This is a genomic window from Dyadobacter sandarakinus, assembly GCF_016894445.1.
Classification (GTDB): Bacteria; Bacteroidota; Bacteroidia; order Cytophagales; family Spirosomataceae; genus Dyadobacter; species Dyadobacter sandarakinus.
Genome location: NZ_CP056775.1, coordinates 3,079,130 through 3,102,252, shown reverse-complemented (window position 1 = coordinate 3,102,252; position 23,123 = coordinate 3,079,130). Strand labels below are relative to the sequence as shown.

Genomic DNA, 23,123 nt, shown 5'->3' with positions numbered 1-23,123 from the left:
AGGGTTCGTCGAGCAAGTGGAAGCAGCGGTGGCAACCTTTGACCTAAATCCACCCTGCATCCATGAAAATCGCCCGGTTTTCTCATTAAATTTGGCCACAACATCATTAGTCGTCAACATCATGGATCCCCAACAGCAGATCATTGATCTTACCCGGAAACTCAACCATTACAATACCCGCTACTATCAGGACGATGTTTCCGAAGTGTCGGATTTTGAGTTTGATCAGATGCTCAAACAGCTGAAAGCGCTTGAAGATCAGTATCCTGCGTTCATGCAGGGTGATTCACCCACACAGCGCGTCGGTGGCACTGTGACGAAGACATTCAGCGCGGTATACCATCGTTATCCCATGCTTTCGCTGGATAATACTTATAATGAGCAGGAGCTGCGCAACTTCGACGACCGGGTGCGCAAGGGACTTGATGGTGAGGCTTACGAATACATTTGCGAGCTTAAATTCGATGGTATTTCACTCAGTTTTACCTACGAAAACGGCGTACTGGTGCGCGGGGTAACCCGGGGCGACGGTACCCGGGGCGACGATATTACCACCAATATTAAAACCATCAGGACATTGCCTCTCCGGGTAAGCGGAGAAGCTTTGCCGCCGGTGTTTGAGGTCAGAGGGGAAGGTTTTATGCCAATCAGCTCTTTTCAGAAGCTCAACGAGGAAATGGAATCGCTGGGAGAAAATCTCTATGCGAACCCCCGGAATGCAGCTTCGGGCTCATTCAAGTTACAGGACTCTGCCGAAACTGCACGCCGGGCACTTGACTGCTACCTTTATTCTTTTATCACCGACAATGATTTTTTCAAAAGTCACGAGGAAAGCCTGCTCAGCCTGAAATCCTGGGGCTTCAATGTATCGCCGGGTTGGCGGAAAGTGCAGACCATCGACGAAGTAATTGCATTTATTCACGAGTGGGAAGAAAAACGCCTGTCGCTGCCGCTTGCTACGGATGGGATTGTGATCAAGGTAAACTCTTTTGAGCAGCAGCGTGAGCTGGGTTTTACGGCTAAGAGTCCGCGCTGGGCCATTTCATACAAGTATAAGGCCGAAAACAAGCCGGCTGTGCTGCGGTTTGTAACCTACCAGGTCGGGCGGATCGGGACAATTACGCCGGTAGCCAACCTGAGCGACCTCACGGAGCGTACTCTGCCGTACAATCAGGTGAAAGGTGTGCATTTGTCGGGCACGCGGGTGAAGCGCGCTACGCTGCACAATGCCAATGAGCTCGAACGCCTGGGGATTCGTTTGTACGACACCGTTTTTGTAGAAAAAAGCGGTGAAATCATTCCGAAAATTACGGGAGTAGACGTTTCTCAACGTGAAAGTTATGAGACGAAGCCTATTGTTTTCCCAACACATTGCCCCGAATGCGGCCATGAGCTGCAAAGGAACGAAGGAGAGGTAGCCTATTTTTGTCCCAACGACAGCCACTGTCCTCCCCAGCTCAAAGGCCGGATCGAGCATTTTATCCATCGCAAAGCCATGAATATCGAGAGTTTGGGCGAGGGGAAAATCGAGCTGCTGTTTGATCTGGGACTGGTAAAAACGCCCGCAGACCTGTATGATCTCAATGAATCAAACTTGCTGGGGATTGAAAAAAGCATCCTGAATGAAGAAACCGGGAAGGTCAAGAAGATCAGCTTCCGCGAAAAGACCGTGGAAAACATCCTGAAAGGCATAGAGCTGTCCAAAACGGTTCCGTTTAAGAATGTCCTTTTTGCACTGGGCATCCGGTTTGTAGGCGCTACGGTGGCTGAAAAACTAGCCACCTACTTCAAGTCCATCCGTGCGCTACGGGCGGCTACCTATGAGCAGCTTACCGGCGTTCCCGAGATTGGCGGCCGCATTGCCATGAGCATTGAATCCTATTTCAGTGTGCCCGAAAACCAGCTGCTGGTGGAGCGCCTCGAACAGGCTGGCCTGCAAATGGAAACCAATGAAAAGCCAGTCGAAAAGGAAAGCGAGGTGCTGGAAGGGAAAACTTTCGTGATTTCAGGCGTATTTGAGCATTTCGAAAGGGACGATCTGAAAGAGAAAATCGAGGCAAACGGCGGACGTGTACTGAGCGGGGTTTCGGGTAAGCTCAACTACCTGCTGGCGGGTGCCAACATGGGCCCGTCCAAACTGGAAAAAGCCAGGAAGCTGGGCGTGACCATTCTGAGCGAGGAAGAATTTTTAGCAATGATTGCCAACATTTCATGAAAAACGGGCAGGAAGCCTAACTTTGCGTTTTAAAATCTAACATTTATACAGGAATAATGCCATTAGACCAACGTTTCAAAGGGGTAGGGGCCGCCCTGATCACTCCCTTTGATGAGCAGAATGAAATTGACTATGCGGGTTTGAAAAACCTGATTGACCTGGTTTCGGAAGGTGGGTCGGATTACCTGGTAGTGCAGGGTACTACCGGCGAGTCGCCTACCGTGACGCCTGCTGAAAAGAAGGAAATACTGGCATTTACCATTCAGAATAACTACAAGTCGCTCCCCATCATCTACGGGATCGGCGGGAACAATACCAGAACAGTACTGGATACCATCCGCGATACGGACTTTACGGGCGTGGACGCGATCCTGTCTGTTTGCCCATATTACAACAAACCTACGCAGGAAGGTATTACGGCGCATTTTACGGCTATCGCTGATGCTTCGCCTGTGCCGGTAATTCTCTACAATGTACCCGGCCGGACGGTCGTGAACATGAAGCCCGACACCATCGTGAAGCTTTCGGAGCACCCCAATATCATCGGGATCAAGGATGCCGGCGGCAGCCTGGAACAAAGTATGGAGCTGGCGGCCCGGGCACCTGAGGATTTCCTGCTGCTTTCAGGTGATGACAACCTGGTGACGACCATGATCAGCGTGGGGTGGCACGGTGTGATTTCTGTGATTGCCAATGCATTTCCGAAGGAATTTGGCGAACTGACATGGCATGCGCTGGAAGGACGGTTTGAGGAGGCTGCAAGGTTGCAGCTCGCATTCCTCGAATTTGATACGCTGCTGTATATTGAGTCCAATCCCGTCGGCATCAAGAAATGCCTTGAAATTAAAGGTATCTGTCGCTCGGATGTACGTCTTCCGCTGCTGAAAGCTTCCGCTGAACTGGGCGAAAAGCTTGAAAATGCAATGAAACGTGAAGGTTTTATCTGAATCTATACTTGAACTACCGCCCTGCGGCCATGAAGGTTTTAGCCGGATGATCACATTTTATCCAGGTCCGTCCAAGGTATATCCGCAGGTCGGGCAGTATGTACAGGAAGCATTTGAAAGCGGGCTCGTGAGCGCCAATCACCGCAGCGAGTCATTTATGAAAATGCTGCGGGAAACCATTGATCTGCTCAAATTCAAGCTGGCCGTGCCCGATGAATACGAGGTGTACTTGGTTTCTTCCGCTACCGAATGCTGGGAGATCGTGGCCCAGTCGCTTGTAGAGCATGCAAGTCTGCATATTTACAATGGTGCATTTGGAGAAAAATGGATGGAGTACACCCAGCGCCTGGTTCCCCAATCGTTCGGTGCGGGCTACGACTTCAACGCGGCACCGGCCATGGATGCACTGGATGTGCCGGTGAGCCAGGTAATCTGCTTCACGCACAATGAAACTTCCAATGGTACCAAGCTGCCCGATACATACCTCGCCGGGGTGAGGCAGCATGTGGGCAATGTAATTGCGGTAGATGCTACCTCCTCCATGGCAGGGGTAATGCTGCCCTGGTACGATGCGGACCTCTGGTATGCTTCCGTGCAAAAATGCTTCGGCCTGCCCGCAGGACTGGGCGTGATGATCGCCTCTCCGCGGGCTATCGCACAGGCTGAGCGCGTGGGTGAGCGAAATCATTATAACAGTTTTCTTTTTGTCCGGGAAAATTTCCTCAAATACCAGACACCTTACACGCCCAATATCCTCGGTATTTACCTGCTCAACAGGGTAATGCAGCTGGTACAGCCCATTCAGGTGGTGGACGGAAGTACCCGGGCCACAGCCAAAATCTGGTATGATTTCCTTGCTGCCAACCATTACCAACTTCACGTTGAAAATGAAGCGGTAAGATCCGATACCGTTATTGCGGTCCGTGCTTCTGCAGCGCGTATTTCGTACCTGAAAACAGCTGCAAAAGAGCAGGGGATCATCCTGGGTAATGGATATGGTGCGGACAAGGAAACCACTTTCAGGATTGCGAACTTTCCTGCAATTACCGGGCAGGAGATGGCCATTTTGCAGGGTTTCCTGGTTCGCGAGGCCGAAAATCCATCTCATGAGTAGTAATAATGCCTGTGTGCATTTATTAACAGAAACAGGAATTACTCACTCCGCAGCTAACCATTGTGCGATTAGATATTTTAAAACAGTACCAGGCACAAACCAAATGCCTGGTTGCCCTTGATTCTATCATTTTCGGGTTCGACGGCGACGAGCTCAAATTGTTACTTGTAAAAAGGGGCATTGAAGAGGAAGACCATACCTGGTCGCTCATGGGCGGCTGGGTGCAGCCCGACGAGAGCCTTGAAGGTGCGTCCACACGCATCCTGTATGAGCTTACTAACCTTACCGACATTTACCTTGAACAGCTCCATACCTTCGGAAACCCCCGTCGCGACCCGGTGGAACGGACGGTTTCGGTGGCGTATTTTGCGCTGATCAATGTGGAAGATTATGATCACCGGATTTCCAAAAATTTTGAAACGCATTGGTTTTCACTGGATGAACTTCCAAAAATGCTTTTTGATCACGACGCGATGGTGAAAATGGCGATCGATCACCTCCGCTACAAAGCATCACAGCATCCGATCGGGTTTGAGCTGCTGCCTGAAAAATTTACCATTCCCCAGTTGCAGAAACTGTACGAGGCGATTTTCGGGACGGAGCTCGACAAGCGGAATTTCAGCAGAAAGCTCCTGTCGACCAACCTGCTCATCAAGCTCGACGAAAAGCAGAAAGGGTACTCCAAAAAAGGCGCTTTTTTTTACAAGATTGATGAAGAGAAATACCGCAAACAATTCAACAACTTTCTCAATTTTCTTCCCGGCAGCGCCTCCTGACCAGTCTGATTTTCACCGAAAGACAGGTGAACGTTGCGTAAACACAGGGATTTGATCAACTTTGCGGGATAGTCTCGACAAGTACTTCCCATGTTCAACTTCAAGGAAATCGTTTCGATTACACTTATTCTGTTCTCGGTTATTGACGTATTGGGCTCGCTGCCTGTGATTGTGGACTTCCGCAGGAAGCTGGGCAAGATCGAGTCTGAAAAGGCGACCCTGGTAGCGGGCATTATCATGGTGGTTTTTCTTTTTTTAGGAGAAAAACTGCTGGACCTTTTTGGTGTGGATGTTGCTTCGTTTGCGATTGCAGGGGCGATCATCCTGTTTCTCCTTGGCATGGAAATGATCCTCGGGCGCAACATTTTCAAGCACGACGACCTGGATGTGGGTGTGGCATCCATTGTGCCTATCGCATTCCCGATCATAGCTGGCGCTGCTACCATGACCACCCTGCTCGCACTCCGGTCTACCTACCAGATCCAGAATATCCTGGTCGGTATCCTGCTCAATCTTTTCTTCGTGTACCTCGTTCTCAAATCATCCAACTGGCTTGAAAAGAAGCTTGGGCAGGGTGGCACCGATATACTCCGGAAGGTTTTCGGGATCATATTGCTGGCAATCGCCATCAAGCTTTTTAAGACAAACCTTACTTTGTAACAATCCATTGATTTAAATCATCATATCCCATTCAATATGCAGCAGCTCGACAGCCTGAACCAGGTCGCAGAATTTCATAAGACATTCAAACATCCTATCCTTGACAAACCTGCCATCCCGTCCGAAGACCGCAGCAAATTGCGCGTAGCATTGCTCGCCGAAGAGCTCAAAGAGCTGGAAGTAGCGATTCTGGAAAAAGATATCGTGGAAGTGGCCGATGCATTGTGCGACCTGCAATATGTCCTGGCAGGTGCCGTACTGGAATTTGGTTTGGGCGAAAAGTTCAGGGAGCTGTTTGATGAAGTGCAGCGTTCCAACATGTCCAAGGCCTGTCTGACGATAGAAGAGGCCGAAGCCACCGTGGCGCATTATCAGGCCAAAGGGACCGAGTGCTATTACAAGGAAGATGAAGGCAAGTACCTTGTGTACCGCAAGGCAGACGACAAGACGCTGAAAAACATCAACTATTCGCCCGCAGATCTGGCTTCCATCCTGGTTTAACTACTCCGTATTATGTCATCCGTTCTTGAACGTTTTCTCCGCTACGTGCAGATCGACACCCAGTCGGATCCCAATTCGGCCACTTTCCCGAGTACCGCCAGGCAAAAGGACCTGAGCCTGCTGCTGGTGCAGGAGCTGCGGGAAATCGGCATTGCCGATGCGCACCTGGACGAACATGGTTACGTTTACGCGACCATTCCGTCCAACACCGATCAGCATGTTCCTGTGGTGTGCTTCTGCTCTCATGTGGATACGTCGCCCGATGTGACAGGTGCGGGTGTGAAGCCCATTGTGCATTACAATTGGGACGGAACCGATATTGTACTGCCCGACGATCCTTCGCAGGTGCTGCGGATCATTGAGCTGCACGACCTGGATCAGCAGATCGGGAACGATATCGTGACGGCCAGCGGAACAACCCTGCTCGGAGCGGACAACAAAGCCGGCGTGGCCGAAATAATGGCTGCTGCCGAATACCTGCAGGCACATCCCGAGATCGTTCACGGAGCTGTTAAAATCCTTTTTACGCCGGATGAGGAAGTAGGCAGGGGAACGGAGCATGTAGATTTGCAAAAGCTCGGCGCAGACTTCGGCTATACTGTGGACGGAGAGGCTGTAGGGACGCTGGAAGATGAAACATTCTCGGCCGATGGGGTCAGGATTACCATTCATGGCGTGAGTACCCACCCGGGATACGCATTGGGCAAACTCGAAAATGCGCTGAAAATTGCAGGTGAGATCCTCGCCGGGCTGCCCAAAGAATTATCTCCCGAAGCGACTACGGGTAAGGAAGGGTTTATTCATCCCGTACAAGTGGAAGGTATTCAGGAAAAGGCAGTTATACAGTTTATCATCCGCGACTTTACTACGGCTGGTTTGCATGAAAAAGAAAACCTGCTGCAAAATATCATGCAGGAAGTGCTGGCCCGCTACCCGCATTCCACCGCTGAATTTACGGTTCAGGAACAATACCGGAACATGAAGGAAATCCTCGACCAGCATCCGAAAGTGGTTGAGTATGCCTTGAAGGGCATGAAAAGGGCCGGTCTTGATCCCATTCAAAGAAGCATCCGGGGCGGAACCGACGGCTCCCGTCTCTCCTTCATGGGCTTACCCTGTCCCAACATCTTCGCCGGCGAACACGCCTTCCACTCCCGGCTCGAATGGGTGTCCGTGCAGGATATGGAAAAAGCAGTGGAGGTGATTGTGGGCATTTGTGAGGAAGTAGCGAATTTAGTTTTGAATGATTGAATGACTGAATGAGTTTTGGGAGAGAGGAGGAGGGAGGATGGATAAAGATAGGATCATGAACTTCGGAAGTTGTCCTGTGACATCGTTTTGACATCGTGAGGGAGGAAGTGATCATTGATCGGTTTATCATGATGGTTAGCAGGTATACCATAGTCCAAGTTTTGTTACTATGTTCTTCTGAGCGCTGTTGCCTTGTCACCTAAGCGGAGTTGGCTTGTGACCTGAGCGGGCCGCTTTGTCACCCTGAGCGGGGCCGCCTTGGTACCGTAGCGGAGCTGCTTTGTCACTGAGCGATGTTGCCTTGTAACCTGAGTGGAGTCGCTTTGTCACCCTGAGCGGAGTCGAAGGGCATTTTGGCGACCGCATCTCCCTTCGACTCCGCTCAGGGTGACAAAGGTTGACCGCATCTCCCTTCGACTCCGCTCAGGGTGACAAAGGTTGACAGTCCATAAATACTCACTAACTCACTCCCTCACTAACTCAAAACTCATTCAATCATTCAATCATTCAATCATTCAATCATTCAATCATTCAGTCATTCAAAATTGAAAAAGACCAAATTCTACGTAGTCTGGCAGGGAAGAAAGACGGGCATTTTTACCGACTGGAAGGAATGCGAGAAGCAGATCAAGGGTTTTGAGGATGCGAAATACAAGTCCTTTGATTCGATCGCCGAGGCGGAAGCTGCGATCCAGGGTAGTTACTGGGAATTTGTGACCAAAAAAGAAGCCAAGCCGGCATTGAAGGAAGCACCCGCATCCATAGGCAGTCCCATTAAGGACAGTATCGTGGTGGATGCCGCCTGGAATACCGCCACGGGCGATATGGAGTACCAGGGAATTTATTACCAGACCGGTCAGCGTATTTTTTTGCAGGGGCCATTTGCCGACGGTACCAACAACATCGGCGAGTTTCTGGCGATCGTACATGCACTTGCGTATCTCCAGAAAAAGGAAAGCAACCTGCCGGTTTACAGCGACAGCCGTACGGCCATCAGCTGGATCAGGAAGAAGCATGCGAATACCAAACTTGCGCTGACACCCCGGAATAAGCCTGTATTTGAAATGCTGCAACGGGCAGAGCGCTGGCTTGCTACCAATACATTTTCCAATAAAATCCTGAAATGGGAGACCGAGTACTGGGGTGAAAATCCGGCTGATTTCGGCAGAAAATAAGTATGGCAGGCAATTCCTATTTCCGTTTTAAACAATTTACCATTCAGCAGGACCAGTGTGCCATGAAGGTGTGCACGGATGCATGTGCATTCGGCGCGTGGGTACATATTTCAGATGTGAAAAGTATCCTGGACATCGGCACCGGTACAGGATTACTCGCATTAATGGCGGCACAGCGCAATGAGCTCGCGCACATTGATACCGTGGAGATCGAGCCGAATGCATTTTCGCAGGCGGGACAAAATATTGCAGATAGTCCCTTTGCAGACCGTATTAAGCTGTACCATGAGGACATCCGGCGGTTCAGACCCGGATACCGGTACGACGCCGTAATTACCAATCCGCCCTTTTTTCAGGCCGACCTTTTATCTCCCGATCAGGAAAAAAACCAGGCACACCATGCGCATTCACTTGCATTCGATGAGTTGCTGACTGCTTCGGATCAGTTACTGGCTGACGATGGAAGTTTTCATGTGCTGCTACCTGTGGCGGAAGCTGGTATTTTTATCAAAAAAGCAGAACGCTGCGGCTGGAAGCAGGTCCGGGGTACTACACTTTACCATCAACCTGGTAAAAAGCCTTTCCGCCAGTTTATGACCTTTAAGCGGACTGCCACCGAAGATTTGCAGCCTGCATTTTCAAACCTTTTCATCTACGAAAATGATGGAAAAACCTATCATCCTGACTTTGTCAGCCTTTTGAAAATGTTTTATTTGAAATTTTGATCAGGAAAACACGAAATTTGCCTGCCGCTTCCAGGTGGGCAGCGCATTGCAATCAATTCATGACCGATCCAGTTATTCAGATTTCCGTTATCGTTCCGCTTTTCAATGAAGAGGAATCATTGCCCGAGCTTACCGAATGGATTGAAAGGGTCATGAATGAAAATGCCTTTACCTACGAAGTAATCCTGATTGATGACGGAAGTAAAGACCGCTCCTGGGATGTGATAGAAGTATTGTCGGCCCGGCATGTACATATCCGCGGCCTCCGGTTTGTGCGTAATTATGGTAAAACTGCTGCGCTGCAGACAGGCTTTCAGGTGGCGCGCGGTGAGGTCATCATTACAATGGACGCGGATTTGCAGGATAGTCCGGACGAGATCCCCGGCTTGTACCGGATGATCCAGGACGAGCAGTACGACCTGGTGTCGGGCTGGAAGAAGAAACGCTATGACCCCCTCACCAAAACCATCCCGACCAAACTTTTCAATGCAGCGACCCGGGGTATTTCGGGCGTGGCATTGCACGATTTCAACTGCGGACTGAAAGCGTATCGCAGGGAGGTTGTGCGCAATATTACCATTTACGGTGAAATGCACCGGTACATTCCCGTGATTGCCAAATGGAACGGTTTCAGGAAGATAGGGGAAAAGGTGGTGCAGCACCGGGCGCGCAAGTACGGCTACACCAAGTTTGGGCTCGAACGCTTTATTTTTGGCTTTCTGGATTTGCTTTCGATTGCCTTTGTGAATAAGTTTGGGCGTAGGCCTATGCATTTTTTTGGTAGTCTGGGAACCCTTATGTTTTTTCTCGGAACCATTATAGCCTTTTGGCTTCTTGGTAAAAAGATTTACAACATCTACCATCTTTTGCCCTACCGCAATGTTACCGACAATCCATTATTTTTTCTGGCACTCGTCGCGATCATGGTAGGCTCCCAGTTTTTTCTTGCGGGCTTTCTCGGGGAGCTGCTGGTCAAACAATCCGTCTCGAAAACAGGGGATTATACAATCGCTGAAAAAGCGGGCTTCTGAATTGCTGAACAAAAGAGTTTTATATAAAAAGTTATTACCTATTACGTAAATAATGATCGCTAACGTACACAAAGCACACCCGTGGCACGGCATTCCCATGGGCGAAAACGCCCCTGAACTTGTAACCGCATTTATTGAGATTGTTCCTACCGATACCGTAAAATACGAGATTGACAAAACAACCGGTTACCTGAAAATTGACCGCCCGCAGAAATACTCCAACATCGTTCCTGCACTTTACGGATTTATCCCTAAAACCTACTGCTCCGAAAAAATTGCTGCACTGGCGCGCGAACGCTCCGGACGTGATGTGACAGAAGGTGACGGCGATCCGCTGGATATCATTGTACTTTGCGAGAAAATCATTTCGCACGGCAACATCATGTGTGAGGCCAAGCCTATCGGCGGCATTAGGCTGATCGATGGCGGCGAGGCCGACGATAAGATCATTGCCGTACTGAAAGGAGATGAAGTTTACGGTTCTTACTCCGATCTGAGCCAGCTGCCAGAGGGGATCGTGGAACGTTTGAAACACTACTTCCTGACCTACAAAAACCTGCCCGGCGAAAAGGCACATATTGAAATTACAAACGTGTACGGCAGAGAAGAGGCGCATGAGGTAATCCTTACTTCGGTGGAGGATTACAAGCATTCATACTATTGAATATCAGCCGCTGCCGAAGTTACTGCCGACTGCAACTGAATTTGGGCTGTCCCTCTCCGGGACGGCCTTTTTTCGTTATCTTTGCAGCATTTTTAAAATGAATTTTCGTCAAAGCTGACCCTGCAAGGTCCTATGAGTAATACAGAAGAAATCAAGAAGCGCCGCACGTTTGCGATCATCAGCCACCCGGATGCCGGAAAAACCACGCTTACCGAAAAGCTGCTGCTTTTTGGCGGGGCCATCCAGACGGCGGGCGCAGTGAAGTCCAATAAAATCAAGAAAACAGCCACCTCCGACTTTATGGAGATTGAAAAGCAGCGGGGTATCTCGGTGGCTACGTCGGTAATGACATTCGAATACAGGGATCTGCTGATCAATATCCTCGATACGCCGGGCCACAAGGATTTTGCGGAGGATACCTACCGTACGCTCACCGCGGTGGACAGTGTAATCCTGGTAATCGACTGCGTAAAAGGCGTGGAGGAGCAAACCGAGAGGCTCATGGAGGTATGCCGCATGCGCAATACGCCGGTAATCGTGTTTGTCAACAAACTCGACCGGGAGGGAAGAAACCCGTTTGAGCTGCTCGATGAGCTCGAATCCAAGCTGGGCATCCGCGTGCGTCCGTTGACCTGGCCGATCAATATGGGTAATGATTTCAAGGGCGTTTACAGCCTCTATGAGCAGATGCTCTACTTTTTTGGGATCAATAAAACTAAAATAGAGCGGGACGTAGTGCAGGTAAACCTGGAAGATGAAGGTCTGACCGACCTGCTTGGCGAGCGTGACGCATCGCAGCTGACCGAGGATGTGGAGTTGGTGGAAGGGGTATATGACACGTTTTCGGAAGAAGCTTATCAGAAAGGCCAGCTGGCACCCGTATTTTTCGGAAGTGCAATCAACAACTTCGGGATCAAGGAGTTGCTGGATACTTTTTGTGAAATTTCACCCATTCCGCAGCCCCGTCCTACCGACGTGCGCGAAGTGGATCCTTTGGAGCCGAAGTTTACGGGGTTTGTTTTCAAGATACACGCAAACCTGGACCCGCGCCACCGCGACAGGATCGCCTTTCTACGGATTTGTTCAGGAAAATTCGAGCGTGGCAAGTTTTATAAACATGTCCGTTTGGGTAAGGAAGTGCGTTTTTCAAGTCCGTTCAGCTTTATGGCATCGGCCAAGAGCGTGCTGGACGAAGGCTTTCCCGGTGATGTGGTAGGGCTTTACGATACAGGAAGCTTCAAGATCGGTGATACCCTTACAGAAGGTGAATCCTTGCAGTTTTCGGGTATCCCCAGCTTTTCGCCCGAAATTTTCAAGGAGCTCATCAATATGGACCCCATGAAATCCAAGCAGCTTGAAAAAGGCATTCAGCAGCTCACCGATGAAGGTGTCGCACAGCTCTTTACATTGGATCTCGGGAATCGCAAGATTGTAGGAACAGTAGGAGAGCTGCAATTTGATGTAATCCAGTACCGGCTGGAACACGAGTATGGTGCCAAGTGCCGGTGGGTACCCATGAGCGTTTCACGTGCGTGCTGGCTTACTGCCGACGATAAGCCTGCGATGGACCAGTTTGTACGTTTGAAAGGCAACCAGATTGCCTACGACAAAGACCGCAACCCGGTATTCCTGGCCGAGTCGGACTGGATGATCCGTATGAACCGGGAAAATAATCCCGCGATCCACTTCCATTTCACCTCCGAGTTCAAGACGGAAATGGCCGTGTAAACTACATGGAATTGCAAATGAAAACGGACAGGCTTTCAAGTCTGTCCGTTTTCATTTGCATTAAATAGCCTACTATCCTACCTGAGATTACATGTTCTCAGTTTGCAGGAGATTCTTCACCAGATACTCCCATTCTTCTTTCAATGTTCCCGTAAATACCTCGCTTCCGGCGCGCCTGTACCAGTATCCTGCATTCCAGGTGTCGCCTTCTACCCGGTGCAGGTAGGCGTGCAGGCGATCGTAAGGCCGGGTGCCTTCTTTACTTTGCGCAATGTTGTGCGCTGCTTCCCAATCGCCCTTTGCATCGTACCAGAGGGCTTTCAGAAGTTCAGGAATATGGCCGGGCGGTGTTGATGCAGGCAGCGTTTCTGTAAATTCTTCGTATGTCATCGTAGAAAGATTTTCTAATGTATTTACAAGTTACAAAGTGCAGGTCGTCCCTACTTTCACGGGAAGATAGTATATTGTCTTTCTTATTTGTAAAACAACGGTGTACTAAATGATTAAACAGCTATCCACCTTTCTGGCGGGAATGATGCTCAGCTTTGTAAGTTTCGGGCAGCAGACTTTCCCTCAAAATGGCGCATTTGACGAACGTTCGGGCAGGTATGCATTTACCAATGCCACCATTGTAACCGATGCGAGAACGACCCTTGCCAATGCTACGCTCCTGATCGAGAACGGCCTGATACGTGGCGTCGGGAAGCAGGTGAAAGTCCCGGCCGGCACGGTGGTGATTGATCTGAAAGGAAAATACATTTACCCGTCGCTCATCGATCTGGACTCAGACTACGGCATGCCCGAAGTAAAGCGTGACCGGCCGGCGTCGGGAAGGCAGACACCCCAGCTTGAATCCAATAAAAAGGGAGCATTTGGCTGGAACCAGTCGATACAGCCTGAAAATGATGCAAGCCAGCTTTTTACACCCGATGAAAAAAAGGCCGCAGAGTTGCGCAAATTAGGTTTTGGTACTGTCCTGGCCCATTTACACGATGGTATTGTCCAGGGAAGCGGAACGCTGGTGACCCTGACCGACGAGCCTGCCAACATAGCATTGCTGAACCGCAGGGCATCCTCTCATTTTTCTTTCAGCAAAGGTACGTCGTCGCAAACATACCCGTCCTCAACCATGGGTGTTGCAGCCTTGCTGCGGCAGACGTACTACGACGCAGACTGGTTTGCCAAGACAGGTAAAACCCAGGAAGCAAACATCTCTCTGGAAGCATTTAACCAGATCAAGTCACTGCCTTCTTTTTTTGAAGCAAATGACAAGTTCAGCGTGCTGCGCGCAGACAGGATCGGGGATGAATTTGGTATACAGTATATCATTCGGGGAGGCGGAGACGAGTACCAGCGCATTAAGGAGATTAAAAATACCAAGGCTACCCTGATCCTGCCGCTTAACTTTCCCGAGGCTTATGACGTGGCAGACCCCTGGGATGCAGATGTGATCAGTATGGCCCAGCTTAAACATTGGGAGCTGGCACCAGCCAATGCAGCCGAAGTTGCAAAAGCCGATATTCCGTTTGCACTGACGCTCGCGGGTATGAAAAACAAAGGGGATTTCTGGAAAAACCTGCGCATGGCAGTGGAGTACGGGCTTTCAAAGGAAAAAGCACTGGAAGCACTGACCATCCTGCCTGCAAGGTTAATCAAAGCCGAAAATCAGATCGGAAGTCTTAGAGAAGGCTACCTCGCTAATTTTCTGATTTCCTCAGACGATATATTTTCAAAAGAAGCGGTAATCTATGAAAACTGGGTTCAGGGTAAAAAGTTTATCCTTGCACCGCTGCATGCGCCGGACCTCCGGGGGACTTACACTTTTGCTGTTAACAATCAGCCCTCAGGCAAAATACAGATCACGGGCACTCCCCAAAAGCCTGATTATAAAATAATTATCCAGGACAGTATTAAAATTACCCCGAAAGTTATCCAGGCCAATGAGCTGCTGACAATTACTTACCAGCCCGACAAAAAGACCGGCGCAACCGTGCGGCTGACTGGCTGGCGGGCAGGTACCGGCCTGGCAGGGGAGGGTGTAATGCCCGATGGGTCGATCGTATCGTGGAATGCAAACCTTACGGAAAAATTTGTTTCACCTGTCGCAAAAGATTCTGCCGCGGCCAAGCAGCCTGAACTGGGTAAAGTTGTATATCCTTTTGTCGGTTTCGGGAACGAAGAGCTTCCCAAAAGCAGCACGGTGCTGATCAGAAATACTACGGTTTGGACCAATGAAAAGGAAGGTATTGTTGGAAACGCGGATGTACTGGTGCAAAATGGCAAAATTGCCAGGGTAGGCAAGTCACTGGCTGCTCCTGCCGGCTCAACCGCAATCGATGGTTCGGGCAAGCACCTGACCAGCGGCATTATCGACGAACATTCACACATTGCGCTTTTTGCAATCAATGAAGGCGGACAGTCAAGCTCGGCTGAGGTGCGAATGAGTGATGTCATCAATCCCGACGACATCAATATTTACCGGCAGCTTGCGGGTGGAGTTACTACTTCTCATTTGCTGCACGGGTCGGCCAATTCCATTGGCGGGCAGAGTGCACTGGTAAAGCTGAAATGGGGTGCAGGGCAGAGCGAGTTGCTGATTCCCGAAGCCAAGACCATTAAATTTGCATTGGGGGAAAATGTGAAGCAATCCAACTGGGGCGATATCGTGCGTACCCGTTTCCCGCAAACCCGTATGGGTGTGGAGCAGGTGTATTTTGATCACTTTCTTCGGGCAAAAGCATACGCTGCGAAATGGAAAGCTTACCAGGCTGCTCCCAAAAAGAATGCAATGCCCCGCCGCGACCTTGAACTGGATGCATTGGCTGAAATATTGTCCGGTGAACGGTTTATCACCTGCCACTCGTATGTGCAGTCGGAAATTAATATGCTGATGCATGTGGCCGACTCTCTGAAATTTAAGATCAATACGTTTACCCACATCCTGGAAGGTTATAAAATGGCCGACAAGATGTCGCAGCGCGGTATCGGCGGTTCCACATTTGCAGACTGGTGGGCTTACAAAATGGAAGTAAAGGAAGCAATTCCCTACAATGCAGCATTGATGTACCACCAGGGCATTACCGTGGCCATTAATTCTGATGATGCTGAAATGGCCCGGAGGCTGAACCAGGAAGCGGCCAAAACAGTGGAATACGGCGGCGTACCAGAGGAGGAAGCCTGGAAAATGGTGACCCTGAACCCTGCGAAACTATTGCATGTGGACCAACGCATCGGGAGCATCCGGGAAGGCAAAGATGCGGATCTGGTGCTATGGAGCGCAAATCCGCTATCCGTATATGCGCGGCCGGAGTTTACGATGATTGAGGGCGCGGTTTACTTTGATAGAAACAAAGACCTCGAAAAGCAAAAAAGCATGCTGAAAGAGCGGGAACGGCTGATCCAGAAGATGCTCGACGAAAAAGCGTCTGGTAAGCCGGTACAAAAGCCGCAGTCGGCACAGCCTAAGATGTGGCATTGCGAGGATATTATAGGTATGGACACTCAAAGCGAGGCATCAAGATAATGAAAGCGATGTTGAAGGTTACTGATATTAAAATAGCCGCGCTGGCCTGCACACTCCTGATCTCAGGAAGTATCCTGGCGCAGAACCCGGCACCCGCTACATCTCAGGTAAAGCCCGTAATCCTCACAGGTGCTACGATCCATGTGGGTAACGGACAAGTGATCCAGAATGGAAGTATTGCATTCGAAAAAGGCGTGATCACCCAGGTAGGCCCGGCCGGCAGCATCACCGGCACCGGACAAGAAGTAGTGGATGTTAAAGGGAAGCATATTTTTCCCGGCCTGATTTCGCTCAATACGACGGTTGGTTTGCAGGAGGTAGCCTCTGTAAGGGCTACGCTCGACTTTAACGAAGTAGGGGAGATCAATCCGCATGTACGTGCACTGATTGCTTACAATACCGATTCTGAGGTGATTCCGACATTAAGGGGAAACGGGATTGTATTATCCCAGTCGGTACCTCAGGGGGGAATTATTTCGGGCTCATCATCGGTGTTTTATACGGATGGATGGAATTGGGAGGATGCTGTTCTAAAAAAAGATGATGGTATTTGGCTGAACTGGCCGTCTTTTCTGGCCAGCACCTTCAACCCGGCAGATTTTTCGGTTACCGTCAAGAGGAATGAGAACAGGCAGCAGGTACTCGACCTCTTTAAAACTACGTTTGCCGAAGCAAAGGCATATTCCGAAGAGGCGCAGCACGATGTGGTAAACCTTCGGTTGCTGGCCATGAAGCCGCTGTTTGAAGGCTCAGCAAACCTGTACGTACGGGCTGATTATGCTAAGGATATCATCGAGGCTGTCAAATTTGCCAGGGAAGTGGGTGTGAAACGTGTCGTCATTGTGGGAGGTGACGAGTCGTACAAGGTAGCCGGCTTTTTGAAAGAAAACGCAATACCCGTCATCCTGAACCCCTCACACCGCCTGCCTGGCCGTGTGGACGACAATGTGTACCTGCCTTATGAACTACCCGGACTTTTGCACAAGGCAGGGGTTAAAGTTGCTGTTTCTTATGCCGATGAGTGGTGGCGTACGCGCAACCTGGCATTTCTGGCCGGTACTTCGTCCGGATTCACGGAGGTAACACCCGAGGATGCCCTTCAATGGATCACTAAAAATGCCGCTGAAATCATTGGCGCGGAACGCCAGGCAGGTACCCTGGAAAAAGGCAAGGATGCTTCCTTTGTCGTGTCAGAAGGGGATATCCTTGACATGCGGACAAATGCTGTGCAGATGGTTTATATCAAAGGGGGAAAAGTAAATCTGGACGACAAGCAGAAGCGCCTGTACGAGAAGTATAAGGTAAAGTATGGGACGAAGTGATTAAACAAACGGGTTTACTATCCGGATCTTGCCTTTGATCCATAAACCATGCTGCATGTCTTCGGAATAAAGCACTGTGCACTGCGTATCCAGGAGAGATGCTACAATAATGGAATCAAAGATTTGTAAATCGTATTGACTGATAAGCTCTGCTGCGAGATGTATGTGTTTATTAGTAATCGGGACAATTGAACATAAGTCGAAGACTTGCCGGCACCTTGCGAAGGTGCTTTCTTTGGGTAATTTCAACAGTCTTTTCGTTACATTTAAATATTCCGATACTACCTGAGCCGATATTAAAGGCCCTTGTTCCACAAGCGATTCACTGATTGCCCTTTTTGAACTACTATTGGAATCGTACAGGTAGACAAGAATATTGGTATCCAGGGCAAAGGGGCTACTCATAGTCATTTGCCTCTTCTCTGTTGAATTTAAACCCGCTTAAATCAACCCGCACGTCCTCAAAAATCTCCCGTAAGTTATTTGGCTTTTGTGAAGATGTAACTGGTTTGTCAACAAATCCTTCATGAGTAGAAAAAGCCAGAATCTCAACTTCACGACCAATCATCTCATCCGGTAAAACCAGTATGTAGCTGTTTTCGGTTGGAACAACAATCTTTCTTATCATCGCAATAAGGATTAATTGTTTAATTTAAAAAATTGATCAGACATTCACACCAGCCGTATCCCATCTTCTTCAATCCTGATCAAACCCGCCCTGTATAATCCGCCGATTGCTTTCTTGAATACTTTTTTACTGATCCCGAAAGCCCGCTGGATTGTTTCGGGATTGGTTTTGTCGGAAAGAGGCAGAAAACCATCTGATTTTTTCAGCTCATTCAGAATATCCTGGCCAGTAGGTTCAATGCTCTCATAACCAGACTTTTGCAGTGAAATATCCAGCTTGTTCTCTTCCCGGATTTTCTTCACGTACCCTTTCAGTGCGTCGCCGGGGCCAAGCTGCCGGAAAACTTCATTCTGGTACACCAGACCTTTATGGTACTGATTTACAATCACGTTATAGCCCAGGTCCGTTTGCTGATATACAAGCAAGTCAACCTCGTCACCTTCCTGAACCGTGAGCCGCTCGTTTTCAAGGAACCGGTCTACTCTCGAAGAAGCGATCAGACGCTGCGATTTCTGGTCGAGATAAAGAAATACCACGTACCATTCACCTGCCTGCATAGGTACGCTTTGCTCGCGGAAAGGCACAAACAGATCTTTGATCAGTCCCCAGTCCAGAAAAGCCCCATATTCCGATACATCCTTCACTTCGAGATAAGCAAACTGGTTCCGGATGATTTTAGGCGTTTCCGTCGTAGCTACCGGACGATCCTCAGAGTCAAGGTATACAAACACCCTGATCGTCGCGTCCAGGTGTATATCGTCCGTTAAATACTGGTTCGGAAGGAGTACTTCCTCGCCCTCCACATCCCGCAGGTACATCCCTACGCTGGTCGACCGCTGCACGGTCAGGTCATTGTATTTTCCTATGAAAAGCATCTTGTTATCTGCATTGTACCACGCAAATGTAACGCTTTCGTGCTTGCATCAGTATTCTTCATTATTCTCTTCACGCTCGCGGGATTGCTTTTCCTTTGCGCGGTTCAGCCGGTAGGACAATGTGACAATCGCCTGCCGGGTACGCCACTGGAACTCAGACCTGGAATAATAACCCGCATTTTCAACAATGCTGCGCCTTTTTTGGGAGTTGAAAAGATCGCGTACACTGGCAGTAATGGTGCCCCGACCTTTCAAGATATCGCGCGAAAGTCCGAGGTCTATCGCGTACATCGACAGGTCGCGGCCCTGCGTTGTTTTGCGGGGAGCACGATAATTGACGGATGCCTGAAAATCGACGCTGCGAAAAAGGGTAAACCTGGAAGTTGCCCGGCTTGTCCAGGTGTAGGTATCACTTTTCAGTACCTGATCATTGTAAATACCTTCATTGACCGCCCTGAAAATATTGGCATTCGCGGTCATCTTCCACCAGGAAAAAGGATCATAAGTAAGGTTGAATTCAAAGCCATACGAGTCACCCGTAGCCAGGTTGACAGGCGTAATCGTGGTGAACCCCACAGAATCCACAGCGGTAATGTTCTCCACCACGCCCAGCCTGTGGCGGTAGTAAATGCTCGACAGGAGTGTTCCTTTAGGCATATTGAGCAGGTGACCTGCCTCAAAGGAATGCGTAAACTCGGGATTAAGCAACGGATTTCCCGCCCTGAACACGCGCGAATCGCTGAAACTTGAAAAAGGCAGCAGATCCCTGAACCCCGGGCGGCTCAGCCGGTAGCTGTAACTGAGTTGCAGGGTTTGTGCGTCTTTTATTTTATACGACAAATGAACGCTTGGAAAAAGATTGAAATATGCCCGATGGTTCCTCAGATTGGTCTTTTTCAGTTCTGTCAGAATGTCCGTGTACTCTCCCCGCAATCCCGCTTGGACAAAGATTTTCCCAAACTGGTTGCTGGCCATGACATAACCCGCGTGTATTTTTTCATGATAAGCAAGATAGTTGTCAAACTCCGGCAGTATAATCCAGCGCTGCTCACTGTCCTGCTGGTGCACCGAGAAATCATTGTCGAGCAGGCGTACCGACGTTTTTAGTCCTGCTTCAACTTTGCCGTCTTTTCCGATCGGGTGAATGTAGTCCAGCTGGGCCAGAAAATTCTTTTCATCTTCCGTATTATAGGAACGCTGCGCAATCGCGGCGGCATCCAGGCTGGATGATTCGAGGTATTTGGATGCTTCAGTTTCATCACTCAGAATGTATTTGGCGTCAATCGTGAGGCTCTGACCTTTGCGTTCGAAAGTTTTCCGGTAGTTCAGCGCCGCTTCCAGGTTGGTACGCGGCTCGGTTTCGCGCTCGCTGCGCGTGACGGTTTGCGTAAGGGTATTGTTAAAATCGAAATCACGGTAGGTAAGGTTTGACCTGTTCTTGTTCTGCGAATTTCTATATGAAAGCGTCGCAGTAATGGTGTTGAAATCATTAACAAAATAGTCCAGACCTGCCATGACATTGTTGGAGTAGCCGCCCCGGTTGCGTTCGCTATGCTGCTCGTATACAAAGCTCGTATCGGCACCTGTGTACGCCTGTCTGGAATTACCCCGGCCAGGCCCTTCGCGGTACATCAAACCATAATTTGCAATAAAGTTGACCTTCTTTTTTCTGAAATTCAGGTTGAACGAGCCTCCGAAATTATATGGGTATCCGGCGGTACCCGTGAACGACCCATTGAGCCCGTAGCGCACGTTTTTCTTCATTACAATATTCAGAATGCCCACTTCACCTTCCGCATCGTAGCGGGACGAAGGGTTGGTAATAATCTCAATGCTTTCAATCAAATCAGCTGGAATCTGCCGCAAAGCATCCGCAGGATTAATGCCCACCATACCCGACTGTTTTCCGTCAATCAGAATTCTTACATTCTGACTGCCCCGCAGGGCTACATTTCCGTCCACGTCTACGGTTACCGAGGGCATGTTGTTGAGGATATCCGACGCATTGGTCCCGATGTTGCTGAGGTCTTTGCCCACATTAAAAACACGCTTGTCGAGGTGCAGCTCCATCTGGCTTTTCTCTCCTTTTACAACCAGTTCTTCCAATGTTTTCGCATTAGCCGACATCGTAATCGTTTGCAGGTCAAGGTTCTGCCGGTCCACATTTACATTCGGTACTACTTTTTCGTCCAGTCCCATGAAGGTGATTTTGATAAAATACCTTCCCGGCTCTGCTGCAATTGAAAATTGCCCGTTTTCATCCGAAGTGTTGCCCCCAAGCAAAGTGGAGTCTGCGGCATTATATAACGCGACATTGGCAAACGGGACGGGCTTTTTACCGGTATCTTCCAGTTTTCCCGAAATGGTTTGGGAAGGAGCCGGTTCGTCCTGTGCACAAACGGTCGCGATGGAAATGTAAAATAATGCGGCAAGGAGCAGAGCATGCTTCATAAGTCTGGCGGATTGGTGTGACCTGCAAAGGCCGGATTAAAAAACAATGGTAAGTAACCGGCTGTAAGTCCCCCGGATTTAATCTGTTTTTAATGTCATTGGCATGAACAGTCCAAATCCTGTGCCATCCCCACAAATAAAAGCCGTAAATACCCTTGTTACAGGTATTTACGGCTTATCCGTGTTGGTATCAGTAAATATTATTGCAGGGAACTCGCGAGGCGTTTCAATTCAATTTCTGCTGCTTTGGCTGCGTAATTCAGATTGATCAGGCGGTAACCGGCGTCTTCAAAGCTCCGCTGTGCCTCCCTGACGTCGATGATGGTTGCCTGTATCAGTTCAAACCGTTGTAAAGTAAGGTTCAGCAGCTGCCGGCTGAGCTCATAATTCTGCTTTTGGGTTTCCAGCTGTGCCAGCGAGCTGACGTAGGTCTGGTACATTTTAACCATACCCGCATTATAATCTCTCACAATGATATCCCGCCTCAGTACTGCACTTTCCGTGTTGATCTCTGCTGCCTGCTGCTGCCGTTTGAATGCCGATCCGTTGTAAATGGGCACAGAAAGGGTCAGTCCGGCATTGGGCCCGACGGTCCGGTTCAAAAGGGTAAAACCTGCCGCACTCTGGTTACGGGAGTAATTATATGCCGTGTTAAAGCGCACGGTCGGATACCGCAGCGCAGCTGTTTCCTTCACGATCAGCTCATTAATGCGGATCTGATGATCAGCAGCCTTTACGTCGGGATTGACAACAACCCGCTGCAAAAGGTCGTCAAGTACCATGGTACCATCCACAAGAATCGTGTCACGGATAGACACTGCCGCTTTCGGATCCATAGAAATTACGCGCAGCAGCTCTGTTTTCGCTACCTGTGCGATCATTTGCTGGTCAAGAAAAGTCTGGTTGAGGGTATTCAGGTCAATTTGTGCCTGAAAAATATCCGCATTATTGGCCATGCCGGCCTCTTTACGCACTTTCAGGATTTCGAGCCGCTTTTCTGAGGCTTGTATGGATACACGCACGGTATTCAGATAGCTAAGCTGACGCACCACGTCATAATAGCTGGTCATCACCAGTGCAATGGTATTCTGGATTTGCGAGTTGAGCAGTTCCTGGCTTTGCAGCTGCAGTTCACCAAGGCGCTTTTTGGTGGCCACAACCCTCCGGCCATTGTAAAGTAAAATACCCGCCGACAAGTTTGCCTGGGTATTGTTACCCGCGGCAGCATTCCGGTTGATCTCGGTTCCGTCCGTCAGTTTTTGATTGATCTCGGTGATTTGCTCGGTGTTACTGGCATTCGCAGCTACCAGTGGCAGCCCGCCTGCCACCCCATAGTTGTTGAGGACCGTATTGACCTCAACATTATTCTTGGCTATTTCAATCTCGTAGTTGTTTTTGAGTGCGGCAGCTATGGCCTCATCAAGGGTGATCTGCAGGCTGTCGGTCGTTTGCTGGCTGAATGCGGGCGTCCCGCACAGGAGCAGCAACAGGGGTATGTATTTTTTGTTGGTAGAAAATCCGAGAAGGTTCATGCAAA

Annotated in this window: 20 protein-coding genes; 14 read left to right on the top strand and 6 right to left on the bottom strand. The window is 49.5% G+C overall.

Translation table 11 applies throughout. The annotated features are described in order from the left end of the window. Positions 1 to 121 precede the first annotated feature (121 nt). The 12 genes from ligA (at position 122) to HWI92_RS12420 (ending at position 12,787) form a co-directional block, all read left to right on the top strand. Positions 122 to 2,215 (top strand): NAD-dependent DNA ligase LigA, encoded by a 2,094-nt coding sequence (gene ligA, locus HWI92_RS12475; RefSeq protein ID WP_204655468.1) that lies wholly within the window; start codon positions 122 to 124, stop codon positions 2,213 to 2,215. A gap of 56 nt (positions 2,216 to 2,271) precedes the next feature. Beyond that, positions 2,272 to 3,162: a 4-hydroxy-tetrahydrodipicolinate synthase gene (gene dapA, locus HWI92_RS12470; RefSeq protein ID WP_204655466.1), complete on the top strand. Its 891-nt coding sequence runs from the start codon at positions 2,272 to 2,274 to the stop codon at positions 3,160 to 3,162. A 46-nt stretch (positions 3,163 to 3,208) separates the two neighbouring features. Continuing rightward, positions 3,209 to 4,276 (top strand): aminotransferase class V-fold PLP-dependent enzyme, encoded by a 1,068-nt coding sequence (locus HWI92_RS12465; protein WP_204655464.1) that lies wholly within the window; start codon positions 3,209 to 3,211, stop codon positions 4,274 to 4,276. Positions 4,277 to 4,338: 62 nt separating this feature from the next. After that, a complete protein-coding gene (locus tag HWI92_RS12460; protein WP_204655462.1) occupies positions 4,339 to 5,052 on the top strand; it encodes an NUDIX hydrolase in 714 nt (237 codons plus the stop codon). A gap of 90 nt (positions 5,053 to 5,142) precedes the next feature. After that, on the top strand, positions 5,143 to 5,712 hold the full coding sequence (locus HWI92_RS12455; RefSeq protein ID WP_204655460.1) for a MarC family protein: 570 nt from the start codon (positions 5,143 to 5,145) through the stop codon (positions 5,710 to 5,712). A gap of 36 nt (positions 5,713 to 5,748) precedes the next feature. Beyond that, positions 5,749 to 6,213, top strand: a complete 465-nt coding sequence (locus HWI92_RS12450) for a pyrophosphohydrolase domain-containing protein (protein ID WP_204655458.1) — start codon at positions 5,749 to 5,751, stop codon at positions 6,211 to 6,213. Positions 6,214 to 6,225: 12 nt separating this feature from the next. Continuing rightward, positions 6,226 to 7,464 (top strand): peptidase T, encoded by a 1,239-nt coding sequence (pepT, locus tag HWI92_RS12445; RefSeq protein WP_204655456.1) that lies wholly within the window; start codon positions 6,226 to 6,228, stop codon positions 7,462 to 7,464. Between the two features lie 545 nt (positions 7,465 to 8,009). Then, positions 8,010 to 8,639: a ribonuclease H1 domain-containing protein gene (locus tag HWI92_RS12440; protein WP_204655454.1), complete on the top strand. Its 630-nt coding sequence runs from the start codon at positions 8,010 to 8,012 to the stop codon at positions 8,637 to 8,639. Between the two features lie 2 nt (positions 8,640 to 8,641). After that, positions 8,642 to 9,364 carry a tRNA1(Val) (adenine(37)-N6)-methyltransferase gene (locus HWI92_RS12435; RefSeq protein WP_204655452.1) on the top strand — a complete coding sequence of 241 codons (723 nt, stop codon included), beginning with the start codon at positions 8,642 to 8,644 and terminating at the stop codon, positions 9,362 to 9,364. A gap of 59 nt (positions 9,365 to 9,423) precedes the next feature. After that, on the top strand, positions 9,424 to 10,395 hold the full coding sequence (locus HWI92_RS12430; protein ID WP_204655450.1) for a glycosyltransferase family 2 protein: 972 nt from the start codon (positions 9,424 to 9,426) through the stop codon (positions 10,393 to 10,395). Between the two features lie 52 nt (positions 10,396 to 10,447). Next, positions 10,448 to 11,059, top strand: a complete 612-nt coding sequence (locus HWI92_RS12425) for an inorganic pyrophosphatase (RefSeq protein WP_374757873.1) — start codon at positions 10,448 to 10,450, stop codon at positions 11,057 to 11,059. 132 nt (positions 11,060 to 11,191) lie between these two features. After that, positions 11,192 to 12,787: a peptide chain release factor 3 gene (locus tag HWI92_RS12420; RefSeq protein ID WP_204655448.1), complete on the top strand. Its 1,596-nt coding sequence runs from the start codon at positions 11,192 to 11,194 to the stop codon at positions 12,785 to 12,787. Between the two features lie 87 nt (positions 12,788 to 12,874). Here the strand turns inward: HWI92_RS12420 and HWI92_RS12415 are convergent, their stop codons facing one another. Beyond that, positions 12,875 to 13,177: a hypothetical protein gene (locus HWI92_RS12415; RefSeq protein WP_204655446.1), complete on the bottom strand. Its 303-nt coding sequence runs from the start codon at positions 13,175 to 13,177 to the stop codon at positions 12,875 to 12,877. 109 nt (positions 13,178 to 13,286) lie between these two features. Here HWI92_RS12415 and HWI92_RS12410 point away from each other — a divergent pair, with 109 nt between their 5' ends. Together HWI92_RS12410 and HWI92_RS12405 are read left to right on the top strand one after the other, a co-directional pair. Further along, positions 13,287 to 16,310, top strand: coding sequence for an amidohydrolase family protein (locus HWI92_RS12410; RefSeq protein WP_204655444.1), 3,024 nt, complete (start codon positions 13,287 to 13,289; stop codon positions 16,308 to 16,310). Next, a complete protein-coding gene (locus HWI92_RS12405; protein WP_204655435.1) occupies positions 16,310 to 17,632 on the top strand; it encodes an amidohydrolase family protein in 1,323 nt (440 codons plus the stop codon). The genes HWI92_RS12410 and HWI92_RS12405 overlap by 1 nt, the downstream gene beginning before the upstream one ends. On the opposite strand, the gene HWI92_RS25630 is transcribed toward HWI92_RS12405, so the two are convergent. The 5 genes from HWI92_RS25630 to HWI92_RS12380 form a co-directional block, all read right to left on the bottom strand. Further along, a complete protein-coding gene (locus HWI92_RS25630; RefSeq protein ID WP_374757901.1) occupies positions 17,633 to 18,037 on the bottom strand; it encodes a PIN domain-containing protein in 405 nt (134 codons plus the stop codon). It abuts the gene before it with no gap. Next, positions 18,030 to 18,260, bottom strand: a complete 231-nt coding sequence (locus HWI92_RS12395; protein ID WP_204655425.1) for a hypothetical protein — start codon at positions 18,258 to 18,260, stop codon at positions 18,030 to 18,032. The genes HWI92_RS25630 and HWI92_RS12395 overlap by 8 nt, the downstream gene beginning before the upstream one ends. A 44-nt stretch (positions 18,261 to 18,304) precedes the next feature. Continuing rightward, complete coding sequence (locus HWI92_RS12390) at positions 18,305 to 19,135, bottom strand: CvfB family protein (RefSeq protein ID WP_204655423.1); 831 nt, start codon at positions 19,133 to 19,135, stop codon at positions 18,305 to 18,307. Positions 19,136 to 19,183: 48 nt separating this feature from the next. After that, the gene (locus HWI92_RS12385) at positions 19,184 to 21,586 is read right to left on the bottom strand and encodes a TonB-dependent receptor domain-containing protein (RefSeq protein ID WP_204655421.1); all 2,403 of its coding nucleotides are present in this window, start codon (positions 21,584 to 21,586) and stop codon (positions 19,184 to 19,186) included. A 200-nt stretch (positions 21,587 to 21,786) separates the two neighbouring features. Further along, on the bottom strand, positions 21,787 to 23,118 hold the full coding sequence (locus HWI92_RS12380; RefSeq protein ID WP_204655419.1) for a TolC family protein: 1,332 nt from the start codon (positions 23,116 to 23,118) through the stop codon (positions 21,787 to 21,789). Between the last annotated feature and the right edge of the window lie 5 nt (positions 23,119 to 23,123).